We start from the raw sequence: 21,781 nt of genomic DNA on the forward strand, positions 1-21,781 counted from the left end.
GCGGCCTTAATCTGGGCCTCACAGATGCAGACTGAAACCAGCGCGATCACGTGTTTCCTTTGTCTTCCTAAAGCGCTAAGAGGGGGCCGTTCGCACCAAACAGCGGTGCGCTCACCCAGACCATTAGCGGAAAGATTTCATCGTGCGAACGGCCACTATTCAGCGCAATACCAAGGAAACACAGATCTCTGTCACCATGAATTTGGATGGGACAGGAACTGCGAAGGTTTCGACCGGCATTGGCTTTTTTGACCATATGCTCGAAAGCTTTGCCAAGCATGCGCTGATTGACCTGACGGTTTCTACGAAGGGCGACCTGCATATCGATATGCACCACACCGTCGAAGATACCGGTATTGTGATGGGGCAGGCGCTTAAAGCCGCTTTGGGTGATTTTTCTGGCATCCGGCGGTTTGGCCATGCCTATATCCCGATGGACGAGACTTTGTCGCGCGCGTCGATTGATTTGGCGAACCGGCCTTATCTGGTTTGGACCGTCAATTTTGAGCGTCCCAAGGTCGGCGATATGGACACTGAATTGTTCAAGGAATGGTTCCACGCTTTTGCTGGCAATGGTGGCCTGTGTCTGCATGTCGAGAACCTCTACGGCCAGAACACCCACCACATTATCGAGAGCTGCTATAAAGCCCTTGCGCGCGCCCTCAGGGTCGCGATTGAAATTGACCCCCGTTTGAATGGGGCTGTCGCCTCGACAAAGGGCGTCCTTTAAGGCACGAAAATGCTTACCTTAATCGATTATGGCTCTGGCAATCTTCGCTCTGCAGAGAAGGCGTTGGTTGCAGCCGGTGCGCGCGAGGTCTGTGTGACTGCTGACCCCGACCGCATTGCTAAGGCCGATCAAATTGTGTTGCCGGGCGTGGGGGCATTTGCCGATTGTGCCGCTAATCTCGCCGCAATTGACGGGTTGCGCCAAGCCTTAGAGACCCGCGTGCGGGGTGAGGGTACGGCCTTCTTGGGCATATGTGTTGGCATGCAACTTTTAGCGGATGTAGGGATTGAATTTGGCTCTACCCCCGGTCTTGGTTGGATCGGCGGAAAAACCTCGGTCCTACAGCCGGGCTCTGCAGAGCTGAAAGTGCCACATATGGGCTGGAATACGGCAGAACCGGCTGACAGCGAGGTTTTCAGCACCGCATGGGGCGGGGCGCAAGATGTCTATTTCGTCCACTCCTTTGCGTTCCGCGCTGCGCACCATGGCGATGTCGCCGCTTGGTGCACTTATGGTGCCGACCGATTTGCCGCTGCCGTTCAAAAGGACAATATCATGGGCGTGCAATTCCACCCGGAGAAAAGCCAAAGGGCGGGTCTGGCTTTATTAGAAGAATGGCTCAAGCAATGATCCTCTACCCCGCAATTGATTTGAAAGATGGGCAGGCCGTGCGCTTGTACAAAGGCGATTTCGCGCAGATGACGGTATTTGATACCGATCCGTCAGCGCGCGCGGCGAGCTTTGAAGCGATGGGTTTTGGCTATCTCCACATCGTTGATCTTGATGGTGCCCTCAAAGGGGCCGGGGCCAATCTTGAAGCCATTGCGGCGATCCGTGCGCGGACCAGTCTGCCGATGCAAGTGGGCGGCGGTATTCGCGATCTCAACGCGATTGAGAGGACGCTTGCTATGGGCGTCACCCGCGTCATCTTGGGCACGATTGCCGCAAAGCAACCCCAGTTTGTGCGCGAGGCGGCAAAGGCTTTTCCGGGCCAAGTTGCAGTGGGCATAGATGCGATTGACGGCATGGTGGCAGTGGAAGGCTGGGTGGAAACGACCAATCTCGCCGCCCTAGATTTGGCCCGTCAGTTCGAAGACGCAGGCGTCGCGGCCCTAATTGTGACCGACGTTGGCCGCGACGGCACGAAGACGGGTATCAATATTGATTTCACCGGCGCGATTGCGGACGCCGTAGGCATGGATGTTATCGCGTCAGGAGGTTTGGCGGGTGTGCAAGATATCGTCGCCCTCAAAGCCCGTGCCGGCAAACCCGTTGCCGGGGCCATTTTAGGCCGTGCGCTTTATGATGGCCTGATTGACCCCGCTGAAGCCCTCAAGGCCGCCGCATGACCTTGAAAGTGCGGATCATTCCCTGTCTGGACGTGAAGGACGGCCGGGTCGTCAAAGGCGTTCAATTCGAAGGGCTGCGCGATGCGGGCGATCCGGTTGAACAAGCGCAATTCTATGATGGCGAGGGAGCCGACGAAATCTGCTTCCTCGATATCTCCGCCAGCCATGAGGGCCGGGGCACGCTGCTCGATGTGGTCCGGCGCACCGCCGAAGTCTGCTTCACGCCCTTAACTGTTGGCGGCGGCGTGCGCACGACGGACGATTTCCGCGCCCTGTTGCTAGCCGGAGCTGATAAGGTGGCGATCAATACCTCGGCCGTCAAAGACCCCGGCTTGGTGACGGCCGCCGCGCGGCGCTTTGGGGCCCAGTGCGTCGTGGTCGCGATTGATGCCAAGCAAGTTGGTCCTGAGCAGTGGGAGATTTTCACCCACGGCGGTCGAAATCGAACAGGTATCGACGCCTTGGCCTTTGCTAGGGACGTCGTTGCCCGTGGTGCGGGAGAGCTTCTGGTCACCTCCATGGACAAGGATGGCACCAAGTCTGGCTATGATTTGGCTTTGACGCGGGCGATTGCCGATAGCGTGTCCGTGCCGGTGATTGCCTCTGGCGGCGTTGGCAATTTGGACGATCTGGTGGCAGGCGTCACGCAAGGCCATGCCAATGCCGTTTTGGCGGCATCGATTTTTCACTTCAGAACCCATACATTGGCTGAGGCACGTGCAGCCCTAGCGGCCGCTGGCACCAGCGTACGCCAACCGATTCAAGGAAACCTGCGATGAGCGACACTTTAGGGCAGGCATTAGACCAGCTTTTGGCGGATGTGGCAGAGAAAGCCAAAGCCGATCCGAGCCAGAGCTATACGGCGAAATTGCTCCAGGGCGGCCCTGTTTTGTGCGGCAAGAAGCTGGGTGAAGAAGGCGTTGAAGCCGCCCTTGCAATTGCTGGCGGCACGTCCGACGAAATCGCCAAGGAAGCTGCAGACTTGCTTTACCACTTGAGCGTGGGCCTCTTGGCGCGTGGCGTTACAGGCGCGGACGTTGCTGCTGTCTTGGAAGCTCGCCGGGGCACATCAGGTCTTGCTGAAAAGGCCGGGCGGGCGACCTCGTGAGTGTGGACCTTCAAATCCGATTAGCGAGCGATGCCGATGCACCGGCATTGGCGGCTTTTGGTGCCAAGACCTTTCTTGAGACCTTTGGTCATCTCTACCCACCTGAAGACAAAGAATACTTCCTTGGCCAACGTTTCAGTCTGGAGCGGACCTTACAGGATCTTCGAGATCCCGCCCGGACCATGACGATGGTCTATCGCGGCGATGACTTGGTGGCCTTCCTCGATTGCGGCCCTCTGACCCTGCCGGTTGAGAGCCCAGAGTCTGACGCGCTGGAGCTTTACCGCCTCTATCTGGATGAAGCCCAAAAGGGGACGGGTCTGGCCCATAGATTGATGGACATGGCGCTCAACTGGGCACGTGGGAAGCAGGCCTCGGCACTCTATCTCGGTGTATGGTCCCAAAATGAGCGTGCCAAGCGCCTCTACTCAAAATATGGTTTTGAGATTGTTGGGGCCTATCACTTCAAAGTCGGCAACACTTTGGATGATGAGCGCATCATGTGCCTAGCCCTTTAAGATCAAGGGGTCAGACCAGACCCAGCGCCTTTGACAAGGAAAACAAGCTGGTCAGCGTCAGGACAGTCCCAACCAGATAAAGCAATTGCTTCGCGGGTACGCGCTTGGCCAGAACTGCGCCAAAAGGTGCCGCCATCAGGCCACCGATGATCAAGCCAATCGTGGCCAGCGTGAAGGCCTCCCACCCAAGTGTGATGATGAAGGTTGCCGAGATGACAGTGGTCAAGAAGAATTCAGCCGTATTGACAGTGCCGATGGTCATGCGAGGCTCCGTCCCCTGGACCAGCAGATTGGACGTTACGACCGGGCCCCAACCCCCACCACCAACAGCATCGAGAAAGCCGCCAACCAGCCCTAAAGGCCCAACATATTTGGCCGTACGATGGGGTTGGCCTTTGGTCATCCGCCAGCCACGCCACAATAGATAGACGCCGATACAGGCGAGATAAGCCATCACAAACGGTCTGGCGGTATCGGCATGGATGTTGGAGAGAAGATAGGCACCCGTTATCCCGCCAATCATGCCGGGGATGACCAGGGTCGCAAATAGCTTCCAGTTCACATTACGATGGATGGTATGGCTGATCGCAGACGCGGCGGTCGTGAAAAATTCGACAATATGGACCGTTGAGGACGCCTTGGCAGGCGGCATGCCCATCACACTGACCAAAAGGGTGCTGGTGATCACACCAAACGCCATGCCCAAGGCCCCATCCACCAATTGTGCGACGAAGCCGACCAGAATGAATGGCCAGATGTCATGCCAATGATGGGTGACGAATTCAATCAAAGAAAGCGCTCCAAGGTTAGCCCCGATGGAAGTTCCCTATAAGCATCTGTTTGCACCCTAGCGAGAAATGCAAGCTGCAACCAGTCGTTAGAGATACTAATGCACAGGCACGCCTGATAATTCGCCACCTCAGGCCGACATCGCTTGTCGCGCTTGGGCAAGGCGGCCAATGCCATCGCGCAAAACGGCTTCTTGTTTGGCAAAGCACAAGCGGATGATGGGTGGGGCCTCGGAAGGCTCTTCATAGAGGCTCTGCAAGGGGATCGCCGCAACGCCATGAGTTTTGACGGCTTCAAGGCAGAATTCTAGCGCAGGCCGATCAATCCCCGATTGGTGCAGGTCAAGGCACATAAAATAGGTGGCCTCGCTGTCCAGCACGTGAAAACCGTGCTCCATCAGCCCGCGGCGCAAGATATGATAGGCTGACTGATAACCTTCTGCCTGCCCATGAAACCAAGCCTTGTCCCACCCCAGTCCTTGGGCAATTGCGGCTTGCAGATGCGGTGGCGTGGTGAAGGTCAAGAACTGGTGGGCTTTGCCAATCACTTTGGCGATCTCGGGCTGCGCGCACACAAAGCCGACCTTCCAGCCGGTCACGCCAAACATTTTGCCGGCAGAACCGATCTTAACGGTGCGCTCTGCCATGCCGGGCACACCATAAAGCGACATATGGGGTTGGTCTGTTAGGCGCACATGCTCCCAAACCTCATCACAAATGGCCAAAAGATCATGGTCTTGGCAGATTTTGGCTAAACCCATAAGCTCGGCGCGGCCAAAGCTGCGCCCAGTCGGGTTCATCGGATTATTGAGGACAATCGCACGGGTTCTGTTGGTGACTGCCCCTTCAATATCTGCCAGCTCCAGGTTCCAGTGCGGGGGCTTCAAGGTGATCGTTCTGGCAATCCCGCCTGCGCGTGCAATCAAGGGGCGATAGGCGTCATAAGCGGGATCGAGCACGATCACTTCATCGCCCGGGGAGAGTAGCGCCAAAAAGCTGGCGGCCAGTGCTTCGGTTGCGCCAGAGGTGACCACCACATGCTCAGGGCTAAGCACAAGCCCTTGATGGGCGGCATAGTGATCAGCGACTGCGGCCCGAAGTGCCGGAATGCCCAGCATCGGCGGATACTGATTGCTGCCCGTCATCAACCCATCGCAGGCGAGGCGTCGCAGCGCTTCTGGACCCTGGCTATCGGGAAAACCTTGACCCAGATTGATCGCGTCATGCGCCCGGGCCAGACCCGACATCACTTCGAATATCGTGGTCGGCAGGTTTGAAAAGTTGGGGTTAAAGCCCAGGCTCACAGCCAATCTGCCACCGGGAGGCCTTTGGATGTCAGAAACTCTCGATTGAACAATTTGCTTTGGTAGCGGCTGGCATAATCGCACAGGATGGTGACGATGGTCTTGCCCGGCCCCAGATCTTTAGCCAGTCGCATCGCTCCAACGACATTGAGGGCCGCAGAGCCACCAATCGCCAAGCCTTCATCTTTGACCAGATCAAACAAGACGGGCAGCCAGTCCTCATCGTCCACGCGATAGGCATAATCCACCAGCACATCTTCCAGATTGGCGGTGACGCGGCCTTGACCGATCCCTTCGGTGATCGAGGTCCCTGTCGCTTTGAGCTCGCCATCCTTATACCAATGATAAAGCGCGGCCCCACCGGGGTCGGCTATGCCAATCGCAATGTTCGGATTGCGGGCTTTAAGGGCCCGACTAATCCCGCCCAGGGTGCCGCCAGAGCCGACCGAGCAAATGAATCCATCAATCTTGCCGTCAGTCTGCTCCCAAATTTCAGGCCCGGTGGTCTCCTCATGTGCCTTCCGATTGGCCAAATTGTCGAATTGATTGGCCCAGAGGCCGCCATGCTCTTCGGCCAAGAGCTTGGATACTTTGGTGTAATGGTCAGGGTGGGCAAAGGCGACGGCGTCGACTTCGACCAATTCCGCGCCAAACAACTTCACCGCATCCTTCTTCTCTTGGGACTGCGTGCGCGGCATGACGATGATGCAGCGATAGCCGAGCGCATTGGCGACCATGGACAGGCCGATCCCGGTGTTACCCGCGGTCCCTTCCACGATCAGCCCGCCAGGCTTTAAGGCACCTCGGGCTTCTGCATCGCGAATAATGCCCAAAGCAGCCCGATCTTTCACAGATTGGCCGGGATTTAGAAACTCCGCCTTGCCCAAGATCTCACAGCCTGTGGCTTCGCTGGCGGCGCGCAAACGGACAAGTGGTGTCCCACCAATCAGGTCAATTACTGTTCTGGCATAGTGGGTCATTGCACATTTAGTCCTTTGGTTTTAAGCCGTGGGTCAGGTCCATCTCGCCCTCACTTGGGGGTGCAAGTCAATGTCAGCAAGGCCTGAAACGTTTCGATAGTGCGCGATTCTATGATTGGCTAATGTGTTCAACTTCTTTAAAGCTGTGACCCGTCTCACAGGCGCGCAGAACTTCCCACGCCACGCTATTTTGAGTGGCTCTTGGTTTCGGTCGCAGGCCAGCCACGTTCTAAGTTAAAGGGCCCAATTGAAGTCATGACCGAAGCAGCGCTCAAAGCCTATCTCCAAATTGCGGACTGGCCAACCGATGACGCCGTGGCGGAGATGATTGCCAATCAAGCCCAAGCGGCTGAAGCGGTCAGAAAAGTCGTTACCAGCCTTGCCCGTGCAGCAGATGAAGCAGCGACACGCCTCGGCCGGCACGGTCGACTGGTTTATGCCGGTGCTGGCACCTCTGGCCGGATCGGCGTTCAGGATGGGGTCGAGCTTGGCCCCACCTATGGCTGGCCAAGGCAGCGTTTGGTTTTCTTGATGGCCGGCGGACAAACGGCGCTGATGCAGGCGGTCGAAGGCGCCGAAGATGATCATGGCAAGGGGGTAGAAGAAGCTCAGGGCCTGCATCTTACAACTACCGATGTGGTGATTGGTTTGGCTGCCAGTGGCTCAACGCCCTATACGATTGGCGTGATTGAGGCAGCGCGGGCCGCAGGGGCTTTGACCATCGGCCTCGCCAATAAATTGCCAGCCCCCCTGTGCCAAGCCGCAGAGATTGGCATATTGATCGAAACCGGGGCCGAAGTGATTGCAGGTTCTACCCGCATGAAAGCCGGTACCGCGCAGAAGATCGCGCTCAATGTGCTCTCCACCGCCATCATGATCCGCCAGGGCCTTGTCTATGAAGGGCGGATGGTCGCGATGCAAATATCTAATCGCAAGCTTCTCGCGCGCGGCAAAGCCATGATTGTGGAATTGACGGGTTGCCAAGACGCGCAAGCCGCTGTTGCTTTAGACCGGGCAGAGCGCAACATTCGCGTTGCGATTCTTTTGGTGAAGGGCTGGACTTTGGATCAGGCCAATGCTGATCTTGACCAATGGGCTGGCAATCTTGCAGCCGTTCTGCAGGCAAGCCCTCGCTGATATTCGTGAAAGGCAAATCATGACCGACCTCTCTCCGACCAAAGGCCTAAGCCCAGATCAAGTGGCAGAGCGGGTGGATCAGATTTTGTCTGAAGCTACGCTGGCTGAGAAAGTGCAAATGATGTCGGGCAAGGGCTTCTTTAAGCTCTTTGCTGAGAGCGGGCGGCATTGGGGCGCAAACCCCTATCCCGCGGGCAGTGGCGTGGCGCGCTTAAATGTGCCGCCCCTTTACTTTACCGATGGCCCACGCGGGGTTGCCCGCGGCAATTCCACCTGCTTCCCCTGCACCATGGCACGCGGTGCGACCTTTGACGCCGACCTAGAGCGGCGCATTGGTGAAGCCATGTCGATTGAAATTCGTGCCCAGGACTGCACCTTGTCTGGGGCTGTGTGCGTCAATCTCTTGCGTCATCCGGCTTGGGGCCGGGCGCAGGAAACCTATGGCGAAGATCCCTGCCATCTGGGCGAAATGGGTGCCGCTTTGGCCATTGGTCTTCAAACCCACAATGTGATTGCCACCGTAAAGCACTATGCGCTGAACTCTATGGAGAATGCGCGCTTCAAAGTGGATGTTCAGATTGATGAGCGCGCCTTGCACGAAGTCTATCTGCCGCATTTCAAAACCATTTTGGACGCAGGCTGCGCCACCGTCATGAGTGCCTATAATCAAATGAACGGCACCTTTTGTGGGCAGAGCAAAGCGCTTTTGACCGACATTTTGCGCGTCGAATGGGGGTTTGAGGGCTTTGTGCATTCCGATTGGGTGATGGGTTTGCGCAATGTCTATGCAGCACCCGCTGGCCTGGATATTGAAAACCCTGAGCCCTTGGTTTTTGGCAAGCATTTGCTGGCAGCTGTTGAGACAGGCCAGGTTGAGCCACAGGTGATTGATCAGGCCTGCCGCCGTATTCTGACCACCCAATACCGCTTTGCTTGCGCCGAAGATCCGCTACCGACCTATAGCCTCGAGATGGTTGCCCAGCCTGCTCACATTGCACTGGCGCTTGAAGCGGCGCTGAAGTCGGCTGTTTTGCTAAAGAACGACATGATGCTGCCGCTGGATCCTATGCGGCTCAAAAAGCTCGCGGTGCTGGGCCAGTTGGCGAACAAGGAGAATACGGGTGACTTTGGCTCCAGCCGGGTTCGTCCGCCTTATGTTGTTACTGCGTTGCAGGGCTTGCAGATTGCTTTGGGTGCGGCGACCGAGATCGTTACCGGCGATGAGACCGATGTGGTGGCCGCCGTGGCGAACGCCGCCGACGCCGATGCGATCATTGTGGTAGCGGGCTATACCGCCCGACAAGAGGGTGAATATATCCCCGAAGATATGACCTTGGGCGTGGCAAGCGATGTTTTGCCCGCGCCCAAGCCAGCGGCGGCCAATGAGCCGAGCGCGGAAGAAGCCCGTGGTGGTGATCGCACCAATTTGTCGCTACCCGCCGATCAAATCGCTCTGATTGAAGCCGCCTGCGCTACGGGCCGACCCGTGCTGGTTGTGCTCGTGGCGGGCTCTGCCGTCTTGGTGGAAGGCTGGGAAAGCCAAGCAAGCGCGATTCTGCAAAGCTTCTACTCCGGCATGGAAGGCGGCACCGCCTTGGCACAGCTTGTATTTGGTGAAGTCGCCCCCTCGGGCAAATTGCCCTTCACCGTGGCAAAGGACCCCGCGCACTACCCCTTCTTCGACAAGGACGCCAACGCGATCACTTACGATTATTGGCATGGCTATACCAAGTTTGAGCGCGAACAAATTGAGCCGCGCTACGGCTTTGGTCACGGCCTATCCTATAGCTGCTTTGGTTATCGTGCACTCCGTTTGCGTCGCACTAAGGCGGGCTTTGAGGCGCAAGTCAGCATCACCAATCTGGGCGACCGGGCAGGGGAAGAAATCGCCCAACTTTATGTCGGCTTCCCGGGCTGTGTCGTGGAGCGCCCGGCCAAGGTCTTGAAAGCATTTACCCGCGTAGCTCTAGAGCCCGGCCAGACCAAAGTGATCCGCTTTGACGTGGATGGAGATGATTTGCGCTACCGAGACCCAGCGACCCACATTTGGCGTCTCGAGCCCGGCACGCATAAGGTTTTTGTCGGTGGCTCGGCCGCGCTGGCCGATCAGCTCAGCGCGACCATTTCGCTTTAAGGGCTAGATCGTCAGAAGACCGTGATCGAGCTTTGGCAGGACATAGCGGCCAAAGAGATCGCACTCGCTTGCATGCGGATAGCCTGACAAGATAAAGGCGTCGAAGCCGATGTCGCGATAGGCGTTGATTTTGGCCAGCACTTGGTCTGGATCGCCGACAATAGCGGCACCACAGCCTGAGCGGGCGCGGCCAATGCCGGTCCACAAATTGTCTTCCACATAGCCATCATTGCCACTTGCTGCTTCACGAAGTTCGGCTTGGCGACGTACGCCCACAGAGGTGGCATCCAAAGACTTGGCGCGGATCGCGTCACCCGTGGCCGCGTCCAATTTGCTGAGCAAACGGTTGGCCGCTTCGCGCGCTTCAGCCTCGGTTTCGCGCACCACGACATGGACGCGGAAGCCGTGCTTGAGGGTCCGGCCATATTTGGCAGCCCTCGCATTCATATCGTCCAATACGGCTTTGGAATTGGCCACGGTGTCAGGCCACATGAGATATACGTCGGCGGCTTTGGCTGCCACTTCACGGGCGTCTTCTGAAAGACCGCCAAAGTAAAAATAGGGCGACTTACCCGAAAGTGTGGTGATGCGCGGCGGGGCCAAGTCAAACTGGAAGAACTCACCGGCGTGCTTGACTGTCTCGCCATTCATCCACGCGCGCAGGATCTCCATCGCCTCTAACGTTCGGGCATAACGGGGGGCAGAGCCCATGGTCTCGCCGGGCATTTCGGAAGAAATGAAGTTTACAGCCAGTCTGCCCTGCATCATCCGGTCGAGTGTCGCCAATTGACGCACAATTTGCGGCGGCCACATTTCACCGACCCGAATGGCCAGCAAAAGACGCATTTTACTGGTCAGACCTGCAATGCCAGCGGCAAAGACGGTGTTATCAATGCCAAGCTGATAGCCCGAGGGCAGGAGGATATTGTCAAAGCCGTTCTTCTCGGCGGTCAGCGCGATATTGCGACAATGCTCCCAGCTGGACTGCAGGGCCGGCTCTGAATGGCCCAAAAACTCATAATCGTCATCGCACAGGGCTGAAAACCAACTGACTTCAACGGGATTACGGGCCATGACTAATTCCTCATACTGCCAAGAGGGCGTGTATCGCCCGCCATTATGCTTATGATGTCTTATAACGAGTCAACGCAGCTTCGGGGAGAGGTCATGAGCGGCAAATTACGGGTGGGAGTCATTGGCACCGGCATGATGGGCTATGAGCACATCAATAATTTGAAGCTGATGCCCGAAGTTGAGATCACTGCTTTGGCTGACCCGACCGAAAACATGCTAGCTCTAGGCAAGGGCATGCTGGGGCCTGAAGGCGCTTCGGTTGCGACCTTCCAGACGGGGGATGAGCTTTTGGCTTCTGGCCTCGTCGACGCGGTGGTGATCGCTTCGCCCAATTTTACCCACCACGATGTGCTCCAGCCCGTGTTCAAAAGTGGCGTGCATGTGTTGTGCGAGAAGCCATTATGCACGACGGCAGAAGACGCCGCCCGCATCCGTGACCAAGCTGATGCTTATAAGGGCGTGTTCTGGGTGGGCATGGAATATCGCTTCATGCCGCCCGCGACGGAGTTTGTAACCCGCGTGCATCGCGGCGATGTCGGCCGTTTGATGATGGTGTCGATCCGTGAGCATCGCTTCCCCTTCCTGGAGAAGGTCAACGACTGGAACCGCTTCTCGGCCTATACAGGCGGGACGATGGTTGAAAAGTGCTGTCACTTCTTTGATCTGATGCGCCATATCATCCAGTCCGAGCCGACCCGCGTTTATTGCTCGGGCAATATGGATATCAATCACCAAGACGAGCGCTATGAGGGCCGCAAGCCCGACATTATCGACAACAGTTTCACCGTGGTTGATTTTGCCAATGGTACCCGCGCCATGCTGGATCTGTGCATGTTCGCCGAAGGGGCCGAGCATCAGGAAGAAATTTCGGCAACCGGCGATAAGGCGCGCCTCGACGTGCTGATCCCGCCCGGCGAAATGGTGATGAGCCCACGGGTTGGCTTCCGCCAGCCCAAACAAGTCACCCGCGAAACCATCCATGTCGATCCCGTGGCCCTAGCGGCTGGCTCGCACTTTGGCGCGACTTTCTATCAACAGCGGGCTTGGATCGACGCGATCTTGAACGGCGCACCGGTGCAAGTGACGGCCCAGGACGGCCTGCAAGCCGTCCGCATGGGTGCAGCAGCCGAACTATCTGCCGCGACCGGTCGTGCGATTGAGATGAGCGAAATCGCGGGGGGCTAATGTGCTTCCCGCGCGCGCGGGTCATCGCCAAATAGCTTGTCGAGGATTTGGCCTTCCAAAGCGGCAAATTCAGGTGTGCCGCGCTTGCGCGGGCGGGGCAGATCAACGGCCAAGTCCAACACCACTTGACCATGATCAATCAGGATCACACGGTCGCCCAGTGCCACTGCTTCACCCACATCATGGGTGACCATCAAGGCGGTAAAGCCTAGGTCCTGCCACACCCCTTCGAGCAGGGCCTGCATATCAATCCGCGTTAGGGCGTCGAGCGCGCCCAAAGGCTCGTCCAAAGCTAGCAAAGTTGGCTGGGATACGAGCGCGCGGGCAAGCGCCACACGTTGCCGCATGCCGCCCGAAAGCTGGGATGGCCAAAGGCCTTCGCGGCCTTTGAGGCCCACTTCGTCGAGGATCGCGGCGGCTTGTTGATCCGCAGCTTGGCCCGATTGGCCTTCGCCGAGGCCCACGGCCACATTGTCTTTCACGCTGGCCCAAGGCAGTAAGCGCGGCTCTTGAAACACGATGCGGGCCGCTTGTTCCTTCAGGGCGGGGGCATCCAAAACGCCACTGGTAACAGAGTCCAAGCCGATCATCAGGCGCAACAGGGTAGATTTGCCGCACCCAGACTTGCCGACGATGGATAGGAACTGTCCCGATGGGATTTCAAGGTCGATCCCCTGCAGCACGACATTATCGCCAAAGGCCTTTTTCACATCTTTCAGACTAACGCGTGACCCGCCGGTTGGTTGGCTGCTCATGGTTTAGACCTTCGCATAGGCTGGGTTCCACGCGAGGAACTTGCGTTCCAAGGCGCGGGTGGCGCTATCGGCAAGCTTGCCCAAAATCGCGTAAATCACGATCGACAAGACGACGATGTCTGTCTGCATGAACTCGCGCGCGGCCATGGCCATATGACCAATGCCAGAGTTTGCCGCGATGGTCTCCGCCACGATCAGGGTCAGCCACATGACACCCAAAGCAAAGCGCAGGCCGACGAAGATGGAAGGCAAGGCACCCGGCAAAATTACCTTCAAGAATAAGGTGCGATTGTTCATGCCGTAAATCCGGCCCATCTCGATCAATTGCGGGTCGACATTGCGGACACCATGCAAGGTATTGAGATAGATTGGGAAAAACACGCCCAAAGCAACCAAGAACAGGCGCGCGCTTTCGCCAATGCCAAACCAAATAATGACCAAGGGGATCAAGGCCAAATGCGGAATATTGCGGATCATCTGAAGCGTCGGGTCCAGCAGCATTTCGGCCCGCTTGCTGAGACCATTGAGCAGACCAAGGCTGAAACCAATCGCGCCACCGATAAACAGGCCACTCATGGCGCGCGCAAAGCTGACGCCCAGATTGTCGATCAAGCTGCCATCTTGCAGCTTGACCCATGCCGCTTGTAGCACAGCGGTGGGGGCAGGCAGAATGTTGGGTGGCAGCCAGCCTAGGCTGGATGAAACTTGCCAGAGAATGATCAATGCCAAAGGCACCAGCCAAGGCAGTGCCTGATTCAAAGGACCTTCGGAGGCCGGTGCTGCCATCTTTTACCCTGTCCAGCCGCGCCAAGCGGCATCACTGATGATAACCTTCTTGGGTATGATCCCCATTTGTGCAAACCGGTCAACCGTTGCTTGTTGTGCAGCCAGCACATCGTCGGTCAAAGGCTCGACCTTGAAGTCCGTCCGCTTCATCGTGTCTTTAAGAAGCGCCAGCTCCAAGCCGGATGCCTTGGCAGAAATTTCGGCAACGGCATCGGTATTTGCCGCACACCATTGCCCCTCTTTTGCGATGGCAGACAGCAAAGCTTTCAAATCTTCAGGGCGCGCTTCGGCAAATTTCGCGTTCGCCAACAAGAAGCTGGCACCACCGCCCAATTGGTCAAGGCCGGATAAAACGCGGGCACCCTGATCGCGGATCGCAAGGCTGTAATAGGGGTCCCAGATCACCCAAGCATCGAGGCCGCCCTGGGCAAAAGCTGCAGCAGCATCAGCTGGACCCAGATTCACGGCTTCCACATCGGCAAGCGTCAAACCAGCGCTTTGCAAAGCGATCACGGCACTATTGTGGGCTGAAGAGCCGCGCGTGAAGCACAGCTTCTTGCCCTTCAGGTCCTTTAGGGACTGAAGCGAAGAATTTTTCGGGGTGATGATGCCGCCAGCTTTGCCCGAAAGACGGACTTGGGCCACATATTTGATGGGTGCATTGGCCACTTGGGCGAAAATCGGTGGGGTGTCGCCGGTTAGGCCTAAATCGACGGAGCCGACGGCCATGGCTTCTAAAAGGGGTGGGCCTGAAGGGAACTCAACCCAATTCAGCGGCGTGATGCCGGCTGTCTTAAGGGGTTCGACCAAAGAGCCACGTGTTTGGGCCACCAACATGACCCCGTTTTTCTGAAAGGCGAGATTTACGCCCTTGCCTGTGGATCCGGTGCCTTGGCCACAGGCGGCAAGGGCAGCCGAAGCTGCCCCTGCTACCAAGAGACCGCGACGCGAGAACTTGTCCGCAATCGCTGTCATGGGTTTAGCCCCCGAACTTCGCGCGCAAGGTCAAACCGACATAGCGGTCTGCATCGCGTGGGATCAGATAGCGCAACGAACCACCTGGACCACCTGGCGTGACCAGCGACGCATATTTTTCGTCGGTCAGGTTCTTGATGTTCAAGGTCAAACGATAGCGATCTTGCTTGTCGCTGATCCCGATCGCCGCATCGACGATGGTGGTTTCAGGAATGCGCAGCAACGGGTTCTCGCCAGTGTCCGAGAATTGGTCGCTGCTGTAGGAAACCTGGCCATTCAAGTGGATGATGCCGGGGATCGCTGCAGGCTCCCACTCATAATTCGCGCCCAACGAAGCTTTAAAGCGAGGTGACAAGGCTAAACGCTCACCGCGGCGGGTCGAGGTCAGAACCAAGTTGGCGTCGCGGAATTCTTCGATTTGCGCGTCGGTGACAGCCAAACCACCATTGATGGTCAGGCCGCTGTCGGCGCGGATCAACCAGTCAAGTTCAAGACCCGTGGTGGAAACATTACCCGCATTGGTCAAGCGGGTGATGACCACACCGTTCAAGGTGTCGAAGTTGTTGGCTTGGAAGTTCTCATAAACTGCGCGGAAGACTGCGAAGTTCAAGATGATGCGGTTGTCCATAAAGGCCGTCTTCACGCCGCCTTCGGTCGAGTCCACCGTTTCAGGCTCAATCGCGTTCAAGCCCGTTGGGTTCATGTTGAAGAAGACGTTATAGGCAGGGCCTTTATAGCCGCGCGATTGAGTCACATAGAAGTTGATGTCGTCGGTCGCCTGATACTTCAGACCCAATTTACCCGAAACATTATCTTCCTTGGTGTTACCCTTGAAGCCGCTGGTGTCGTTGCGGATCCCCGGCAGACCACCAATCGGTGAAGGGACGCGGTTATGATAATAGCTGAGCTTGTCTTGAGTGACACGCACACCACCGACGACGGACAGGCGCTCGGTTGCTTGATAGCTGCCGTCTGCGAACAAGGCGACGTTGCGCGATTCAGAGCCAAAGTTCGCGCTGGAGAAGGCCGACACAAAGGTCGAGACACCGGTTGCTGTCGAGCAAGGACGTTGACCGGTGGTGTCGATCGCCAAGGTCGAAGCACTGCAGACTGTCACGTCGCGACGGAAATCACGCTCGGTCTCAGCGTTCGCAAAATAGGCACCAACCACATATTCCAATGGCTTGCCCGCGGGCGAGGTCAGGCGCAATTCTTGGCTGAACGTGGTCGAGGTTTGTGGGCCGTCATCATGCAATTGGGCAAAGCCATTGCCGACATAAGCGGCTGGGCGGTCCAACCAGTCACCTTCGCGAACTTCGCGGTTGTCCCAGCCACGGTAAGCCGTGATAGAGGTGATTGTGTAGTCGCCAGCGTCCCAATCGGCCTGTGCCGAAACACCCCAAGACTCTTCTTCGGTGCGGGTGACGAGGTTGTTGCGAACAGCGCGGGTCTCATCGCCAGCGAAGGTAATGCCTGGCAGAAGCGTCAAGAGGGCTGCCGCAGTGGCACCGGTTGGTGCCGTTCCGATGACTTCGCCGCAGCAATCGTCATCTGCTTTGCGGTAGTCACCGATCAAGCGCACTTTCAGGCTTTCTGACGCATCAATGTCCAAGATGCCGCGAACGCCATAACGCTCATAGCCATTGATCTTGTCGCCAGTGGTCAGGTTTGTGATGTTGCCATCATAGGAGCCGCCAAACACGGTGACGCGCGAACGGACGGTGTCGCTGAAAGGCATGTCGACCGACGCGCGCAGCTTATATTCGTTGCCGTCATTTGCGGTGACTTGGACGTCGCCGCCATGCACGCGACCAGGGCTTTGCGAGATGATGTTGACCACACCAGCTGACGAGTTCTTGCCGAACAAAGTGCCCTGTGGGCCGCGCAGGACTTCGATGCGCTGAATGTCGGACAAATCACCGAACGCTTCACCCGCACGCGCCAAGACAACGCCGTCCAGAACCACAGCGACGCTGGGCTCAGCTGCGATGGAGAAGTTGATGGTGCCCACGCCGCGCAAGAACAGCGAGGAGTTCAAATTGGTGCCGCCCTTACGGAAGTTCAGGGTCGGGATTTGGGTTTGCACGCTTTCGATGTTGTAGCCACCTGCGCGGGCGATTTGCTCCCCGCCGATAACCGAAACAGCCGCTGCCACTTCTTGCACGTTCTGTACGCGCTTTTGTGCGGTAACGATGATGACTTCAGCACCATCAGCAGGTTTTGCTTCTGTGGTTGCTTGGGCTGATGCACTTGTGCCCATTGCAAAGAAAAGAGTGGCCGCCGCAGCAGACCCAAGTAATAGATGACGCATATTATCCCCTCAGTGATGTCGGATCTCTAAGTATCCTTCGATTGACGCCAAAATCACGTTCTGGCCCAGAAAAGCAAGTGGCCAATCTGCTGGACATGTCCGATTTGGGAATCGGGTGCTATTCTCGCAACACTTTGACCTTGTGACCTTTCCTCTAATGTAAGCGGGTGATTTGCCCTAGCAGCGCAGCTAACCATAGACCTTAGCTGCGCTTAGGCTTAGTTTGGGCGTGCAAAGAATTAGGCGCACCACGGGGTAAGGCCAATGAATAGCGTTGAAATTGTTGAAGTTGGTGCGCGCGATGGGTTGCAGAACGAGCCCGACATTCTGCCCACGGAGAAAAAGGTCGCTCTGATTCAAGCTGCCATTGCCGCAGGGGTGCGTCGGATTGAGACGGCGAGCTTCGTTAATCCGCGCCGTGTCCCGCAGATGGCTGATGCCGAAGCTGTGATGGAGGCCCTGCCAGATAGCGATAAAGTGACCTATATCGGGCTTGTCCTGAATGAGCGTGGAGCAGAGCGTGCGCTTGCCACTCGTGTGCATGAACTGGGGGCTGTGGCTGTTGCCAGTGATAGTTTCGCGATGCGCAATCAAGGTCAAACCAGCCTTGAGAGCATCGATATCGCCAATGCCATTGTCGGCATGGCCAAAGCCGCAGGGCGGTCGGGGCAGGTCACAATTTCGGCGGCCTTTGGCTGCCCGTTTGAAGGCGAAATTGACCCAGATCATGTCGTGGCGATGGCAGAGGCCTTAGCAAAAGCTGGCCCGCGCGAAATCGGCCTAGCCGACACGATTGGCGTGGCGGTCCCCAGCCAAGTGAAGGCCTTGGTGACACGCGTCCAAGCGGTGGTTGGCAATATTCCCATCCGGGCGCATTTTCACAATACGCGCAATACCGGCCTTGCTAATGCGTGGGCGGCTTATGAGGCAGGCGCTGTAACGCTGGATTCCAGTCTGGGGGGCTTGGGTGGATGCCCGTTTGCACCCAAGGCCACCGGCAATATTCCGACAGAGGATTTGCTCTATCTGCTCCATCGCTCTGGCGTTGCGACGGGCATCGACCTCGATGCTATGATCGAAGCCGGTCAGTGGTTGACGGGAATTATGGGGCGTCCTTTGCCTGCCATGGTTACCAAGGCTGGTAATTTCCCACCGCAAACAGCTGTGGCTTAGGCGCTGCCATGTCGGAGGCCACTGGACCCCTGAAAGGCTTGCGCGTGATTGAGCTAGGCGTGCTGCTGGCTGGCCCGTTCTGCGGCCAAATACTTGGTGATCTTGGTGCTGAGGTCATCAAAGTCGAACCGCCCGGCCAAGGCGATCCTTTGCGCGACTGGGGCACAGTCAAGAAGGACGGCCATGGCGTCTGGTTTCCGATTGTCGCCCGCAACAAGAAATGCATTACGCTCGACTTGCGCCAAGCGGAGGGCCAAGAAGTCCTGAAAGATCTGATTAAAGAGGCTGATTTTCTTCTGGAGAACTTCCGTCCCGGTACGCTGGAGAAATGGGGCCTGGGCTATGACGTTCTGTCGGCCATTAATCCCGGCCTGATCATGATCCGGGTATCCGGCTATGGCCAGACAGGGCCGAACAGTCCAAAGGCGGGCTATGCCAGTGTGGGTGAGGCGATGGGCGGCCTTCGCTATGTGATGGGGGAGCCTGACCGGATGCCTTCGCGGGCTGGTATCTCCATTGGTGACAGTCTGGCTGCGACTTATGCTGCTATTGGCGCCTTGGCGGCCCTAGAACATCGCCGCAATACCGGGCGCGGTCAGATCGTGGATTCGGCCATTTATGAAGCCTGCTTTGCCATGATGGAGAGCCTCGTGCCCGACTATCATTTTGGTGGCTATATTCGCGAGCGGACAGGTTCTTTTCTGCCCAAAATCGCCCCGTCCAACATTTATCCAGCCAGTGATGGCATGCTGATCTTGGCCGCCAATCAAGACACAGTCTGGCGCCGCCTGGCAGAAGCGATGGGTCAGCCAGAACTTGCCGATGATCCGCGCTTTCTGACCCATGTCGCACGCGGCGAGAACCAAGCCGAACTGGATGCTTTGGTGAGCGCGTGGAGCCTTCAATTGACCTGCGCTGACTTAGAAGCGGTATGTGAGGCCCATGGTGTGCCGTGTGGTCGTATCTATCGGGCACCAGACATGTTGGCCGACCCCCACTTTGCCGCGCGCGACGCCATTGTGACGGTGGAGCATCCGGAATTGGGGCCATTCCCCATGCCCAACGTCTTCCCGAAACTATCGAGCACACCCGGCAATGTGCGTTGGACGGGGCCAGAGCTTGGCAGTCACACAGATGAAGTGCTCGCCAATATGCTGGGCTATGATGCCGACAGAATCGCCACTCTCAAAAGCTCTGGCGTGATTTAGCGAGCCGAATCGTCGAATAGGCCAGATTGAGGCGGCGCTTTGGGTTCCGGCAGGCCAAATAATTGATAGGCACGTGCAGCAGCAACGCGGCCACGTGGGGTGCGCATGATAAAGCCTTGCTGCATCAAATAAGGCTCAATCACATCTTCGACCCCGTCGCGGGCTTCTGAGATTGCGGCGGCAAGGGTCTCCACACCAACCGGTCCCCCGCCATAGGTCTCAACCAAAGCACGCAAATAGCGCCGGTCGAGCATATCCAGCCCATCTGGATCAATATCGAGACGGGCAAGGCCGTGGGCGGCAGTTTGGGCATCTAGCGGGTTTCCCAAGGCATCGGCAAAGTCGCGCACCCGTCGTAACAGACGCACCGCAATGCGGGGCGTACCACGGGCCCGGCGCGCGATTTCAGTAGCCCCATCGGGGGTCAAGGGCGCCCCCAGTTTGCCAGCGGCACGCCGTAGGATCAGTTCCAAGTCAGCTACGCTGTAGAAATCGAGGCGTGACACGATACCAAACCGATCGCGCAGCGGCGTGGATAACAGGCCCGCCCGCGTGGTCGCGCCCACCAAAGTAAACGGCGAAAGATCAATGCGGATCGACCGCGCCGAAGGGCCTTCGCCGATAACCAGATCAAGGGCGTAATCTTCCATCGCTGGGTAGAGAATTTCCTCAACCGCTGCCGGCAAGCGGTGGATCTCGTCGATAAACAGAACGTCGCGCGGTTCAAGATTGGTGAGAAGGGCTGCAAGATCGCCTGCTTTGGCAATGACGGGCCCTGAAGTTGTCTTGAGATTCACACCCAGTTCGCGCGCCGTAATCTGGGCCAAGGTGGTTTTGCCCAGACCAGGCGGGCCAAACAGCAGCAAATGATCCATCGCATCGCCCCGCCCCTTGGCGGCACGAACAAAGATTTCGAGGTTCGCCTTAAGCTCGGTCTGGCCAACAAATTCGTCAAAGCCAGACGGGCGCAGCGCACGGTCGATCGTGTCGCCGACCCGCAGTTCGGACGAAATCAGCCGCTCGCCGCCAATGCCATCGCCCTCTTGGTTCATCGGCCGATCTCCTTCAGCGCCGCCTTGACGAGCGCGCCGACGCTCGCCTCATCGCCAAGGCTGCGGCTGGCAAGGGCCACGGCGCGCAGGGCTTCGGGCTGGGCAATGCCCAGATTGAGGAGGGCAGAGATAGCTTGGGATCGATCAGCGATGGCCGGGCCTTCAACCAAGGGCGCTTGGGCGGCTTCCAAGGAGGCGGTGCCAGGACTTCCGCCTTCGCTAGAGCCAAAGGTGCCGGTTTGGCCCAACAGGCTGGCTGGCGGCGGGCGGCCCTTCAGTTCGGTGGCAATGCGCGCAGCCAGCTTTGGCCCGACGCCATTGGCGCGAGCAATGCTGACTTTGTCTTCTAGGGCTGCCGCTTCCATCAATTGATTGGGCGAGAGAACGTCTAAAATCGCTAGGGCCACTTTGGCACCAACCCCGGTGATCTCTTGCAATTTGGCAAACCAAGCCCGCTCAGAATCCGACAGAAACCCAAAGAGCTTCAGGGAATCTTCGCGCAGTTGCGTCTCGATGAACACATGCACGGCCGCTCCTTGTCCCAGGCGCGATAACGTGCGGGTTCCCGCAAAGACCAAATAGCCGACGCCACCGACTTCGATCAGCATGCGGTCTTCACCCGTCGCCGCAACAATCCCTTTCAGCGATCCAATCATCCTTTAGCCGCCATCAAGTTGGTGGGGCTGCGTCGTTCTGCGGCATGGCAGATGGCAGCCGCCAGCGCGTCAGCGGCATCGGCTGAAACGGTGCCGGATTGTGGCAGCAAGCGGCGGACCATAAAGGCGACTTGGTCCTTCTCCGCACCACCCGTGCCAACCAGCGCCTTTTTGATGTGGCGGGTCGCATATTCTGTCACGGCCACACGATGTTGGGCGAGAACCGACAAGGTCGCGCCACGGGCGTGGCCTAACAGCAAGGCGGATTGCGCATTCTTCGCCATGAAAACCTCTTCGACCGCCGCTTCGGTGGGATTGTAGAAATCAAGCACGTCTTTAATGCCGATGGCAAGCAGGCCCAAACGCTCTGTCAAAGCGAGTTTTGTCGCCGGTGCGATAACGCCATGGGCCACCCAGGAAATACGTGCCCCCTCACAGGCGATCACGCCCCAACCGGTGCGCTGAAGGCCGGGGTCAATGCCAAGAAGGATCGTTTGGAGTGACATGTCTTTTGTCCTGTAAAGCGAATCGTCGCTTTCGTGCACCCAAGCATCTTAA

22 protein-coding genes are annotated in these 21,781 nt (G+C 57.6%); 11 read left to right on the forward strand and 11 right to left on the reverse strand.

Annotated features, from left to right (window positions below):
- Window positions 1-139: 139 nt before the first annotated feature.
- The 6 genes from hisB to ACIQ20_RS05940 are packed head-to-tail and all read left to right on the forward strand — an operon-like array spanning window position 140 to window position 3,705.
- Complete coding sequence (gene hisB, locus ACIQ20_RS05915; RefSeq protein ID WP_395778410.1) at window positions 140-730, forward strand: imidazoleglycerol-phosphate dehydratase HisB; 591 nt, start codon at window positions 140-142, stop codon at window positions 728-730.
- A gap of 9 nt (window positions 731-739) precedes the next feature.
- Window positions 740-1,360, forward strand: coding sequence for an imidazole glycerol phosphate synthase subunit HisH (gene hisH / locus ACIQ20_RS05920; RefSeq protein WP_395778334.1), 621 nt, complete (start codon window positions 740-742; stop codon window positions 1,358-1,360).
- Window positions 1,357-2,079, forward strand: a complete 723-nt coding sequence (gene hisA / locus ACIQ20_RS05925) for a 1-(5-phosphoribosyl)-5-[(5-phosphoribosylamino)methylideneamino]imidazole-4-carboxamide isomerase (protein WP_395778336.1) — start codon at window positions 1,357-1,359, stop codon at window positions 2,077-2,079. The genes hisH and hisA overlap by 4 nt, the downstream gene beginning before the upstream one ends.
- Entirely contained in the window at window positions 2,076-2,858 is a 783-nt protein-coding gene (gene hisF, locus ACIQ20_RS05930; protein ID WP_395778338.1) for an imidazole glycerol phosphate synthase subunit HisF, read from the forward strand. Before hisA ends, hisF begins: the two co-directional genes overlap by 4 nt.
- On the forward strand, window positions 2,855-3,187 hold the full coding sequence (gene hisE / locus ACIQ20_RS05935; protein ID WP_395778340.1) for a phosphoribosyl-ATP diphosphatase: 333 nt from the start codon (window positions 2,855-2,857) through the stop codon (window positions 3,185-3,187). Before hisF ends, hisE begins: the two co-directional genes overlap by 4 nt.
- On the forward strand, window positions 3,184-3,705 hold the full coding sequence (locus ACIQ20_RS05940; protein ID WP_395778342.1) for a GNAT family N-acetyltransferase: 522 nt from the start codon (window positions 3,184-3,186) through the stop codon (window positions 3,703-3,705). The genes hisE and ACIQ20_RS05940 overlap by 4 nt, the downstream gene beginning before the upstream one ends.
- A gap of 10 nt (window positions 3,706-3,715) precedes the next feature.
- Here ACIQ20_RS05940 and ACIQ20_RS05945 read toward each other — a convergent pair whose 3' ends face one another.
- The 3 genes from ACIQ20_RS05945 to ACIQ20_RS05955 form a co-directional block, all read right to left on the reverse strand.
- The gene (locus ACIQ20_RS05945; protein WP_395778344.1) at window positions 3,716-4,495 is read right to left on the reverse strand and encodes a sulfite exporter TauE/SafE family protein; all 780 of its coding nucleotides are present in this window, start codon (window positions 4,493-4,495) and stop codon (window positions 3,716-3,718) included.
- A 129-nt stretch (window positions 4,496-4,624) separates the two neighbouring features.
- Window positions 4,625-5,797, reverse strand: coding sequence for an aminotransferase (locus ACIQ20_RS05950; protein WP_395778346.1), 1,173 nt, complete (start codon window positions 5,795-5,797; stop codon window positions 4,625-4,627).
- Window positions 5,794-6,777 (reverse strand): cysteine synthase A, encoded by a 984-nt coding sequence (locus tag ACIQ20_RS05955; protein ID WP_395778348.1) that lies wholly within the window; start codon window positions 6,775-6,777, stop codon window positions 5,794-5,796. Before ACIQ20_RS05955 ends, ACIQ20_RS05950 begins: the two co-directional genes overlap by 4 nt.
- Window positions 6,778-7,032: 255 nt before the next feature.
- Here ACIQ20_RS05955 and ACIQ20_RS05960 point away from each other — a divergent pair, with 255 nt between their 5' ends.
- Both ACIQ20_RS05960 and ACIQ20_RS05965 read left to right on the forward strand, forming a co-directional pair.
- The gene (locus tag ACIQ20_RS05960; RefSeq protein ID WP_395778350.1) at window positions 7,033-7,914 is read left to right on the forward strand and encodes an N-acetylmuramic acid 6-phosphate etherase; all 882 of its coding nucleotides are present in this window, start codon (window positions 7,033-7,035) and stop codon (window positions 7,912-7,914) included.
- 19 nt (window positions 7,915-7,933) lie between these two features.
- Entirely contained in the window at window positions 7,934-10,048 is a 2,115-nt protein-coding gene (locus tag ACIQ20_RS05965) for a beta-glucosidase (RefSeq protein ID WP_395778352.1), read from the forward strand.
- Window positions 10,049-10,051: 3 nt separating this feature from the next.
- Here the strand turns inward: ACIQ20_RS05965 and ACIQ20_RS05970 are convergent, their stop codons facing one another.
- Entirely contained in the window at window positions 10,052-11,122 is a 1,071-nt protein-coding gene (locus ACIQ20_RS05970; protein WP_395778354.1) for an LLM class flavin-dependent oxidoreductase, read from the reverse strand.
- A gap of 93 nt (window positions 11,123-11,215) precedes the next feature.
- Here ACIQ20_RS05970 and ACIQ20_RS05975 point away from each other — a divergent pair, with 93 nt between their 5' ends.
- Window positions 11,216-12,307 (forward strand): Gfo/Idh/MocA family protein, encoded by a 1,092-nt coding sequence (locus ACIQ20_RS05975; protein WP_395778356.1) that lies wholly within the window; start codon window positions 11,216-11,218, stop codon window positions 12,305-12,307.
- Here the strand turns inward: ACIQ20_RS05975 and ACIQ20_RS05980 are convergent.
- From ACIQ20_RS05980 to ACIQ20_RS05995, 4 genes are read right to left on the reverse strand one after another with little or no spacing between them, the layout of a single operon-like run.
- Window positions 12,304-13,062 carry an ABC transporter ATP-binding protein gene (locus ACIQ20_RS05980; protein WP_395778358.1) on the reverse strand — a complete coding sequence of 253 codons (759 nt, stop codon included), beginning with the start codon at window positions 13,060-13,062 and terminating at the stop codon, window positions 12,304-12,306. The genes ACIQ20_RS05975 and ACIQ20_RS05980 overlap by 4 nt on opposite strands.
- Before the next feature lie 3 nt (window positions 13,063-13,065).
- Window positions 13,066-13,848: an aliphatic sulfonate ABC transporter permease SsuC gene (gene ssuC / locus ACIQ20_RS05985; RefSeq protein ID WP_395778360.1), complete on the reverse strand. Its 783-nt coding sequence runs from the start codon at window positions 13,846-13,848 to the stop codon at window positions 13,066-13,068.
- A gap of 3 nt (window positions 13,849-13,851) precedes the next feature.
- Window positions 13,852-14,823, reverse strand: a complete 972-nt coding sequence (locus ACIQ20_RS05990) for an aliphatic sulfonate ABC transporter substrate-binding protein (protein WP_395778362.1) — start codon at window positions 14,821-14,823, stop codon at window positions 13,852-13,854.
- Window positions 14,824-14,827: 4 nt separating this feature from the next.
- On the reverse strand, window positions 14,828-17,134 hold the full coding sequence (locus ACIQ20_RS05995) for a TonB-dependent receptor (protein ID WP_395778364.1): 2,307 nt from the start codon (window positions 17,132-17,134) through the stop codon (window positions 14,828-14,830).
- A gap of 264 nt (window positions 17,135-17,398) precedes the next feature.
- Between ACIQ20_RS05995 and ACIQ20_RS06000 the strand changes: the two genes are divergently transcribed.
- Both ACIQ20_RS06000 and ACIQ20_RS06005 read left to right on the forward strand, forming a co-directional pair.
- Window positions 17,399-18,307, forward strand: a complete 909-nt coding sequence (locus ACIQ20_RS06000) for a hydroxymethylglutaryl-CoA lyase (protein WP_395778366.1) — start codon at window positions 17,399-17,401, stop codon at window positions 18,305-18,307.
- A gap of 8 nt (window positions 18,308-18,315) precedes the next feature.
- Entirely contained in the window at window positions 18,316-19,515 is a 1,200-nt protein-coding gene (locus ACIQ20_RS06005; protein ID WP_395778368.1) for a CaiB/BaiF CoA transferase family protein, read from the forward strand.
- On the opposite strand, the gene ruvB is transcribed toward ACIQ20_RS06005, so the two are convergent.
- From ruvB to ruvC, 3 genes are read right to left on the reverse strand one after another with little or no spacing between them, the layout of a single operon-like run.
- Window positions 19,512-20,567, reverse strand: coding sequence for a Holliday junction branch migration DNA helicase RuvB (gene ruvB / locus ACIQ20_RS06010; protein WP_395778370.1), 1,056 nt, complete (start codon window positions 20,565-20,567; stop codon window positions 19,512-19,514). The two genes, ACIQ20_RS06005 and ruvB, sit on opposite strands and share 4 nt — an antisense overlap.
- The gene (ruvA, locus tag ACIQ20_RS06015) at window positions 20,564-21,223 is read right to left on the reverse strand and encodes a Holliday junction branch migration protein RuvA (RefSeq protein WP_395778372.1); all 660 of its coding nucleotides are present in this window, start codon (window positions 21,221-21,223) and stop codon (window positions 20,564-20,566) included. The genes ruvB and ruvA overlap by 4 nt, the downstream gene beginning before the upstream one ends.
- Complete coding sequence (ruvC, locus tag ACIQ20_RS06020) at window positions 21,220-21,729, reverse strand: crossover junction endodeoxyribonuclease RuvC (protein ID WP_395778374.1); 510 nt, start codon at window positions 21,727-21,729, stop codon at window positions 21,220-21,222. The genes ruvA and ruvC overlap by 4 nt, the downstream gene beginning before the upstream one ends.
- Window positions 21,730-21,781 lie beyond the last annotated feature (52 nt).

The organism is Aquidulcibacter sp. (assembly GCF_044346625.1).
Taxonomy (GTDB): Bacteria; Pseudomonadota; Alphaproteobacteria; order Caulobacterales; family Aquidulcibacteraceae; genus Aquidulcibacter.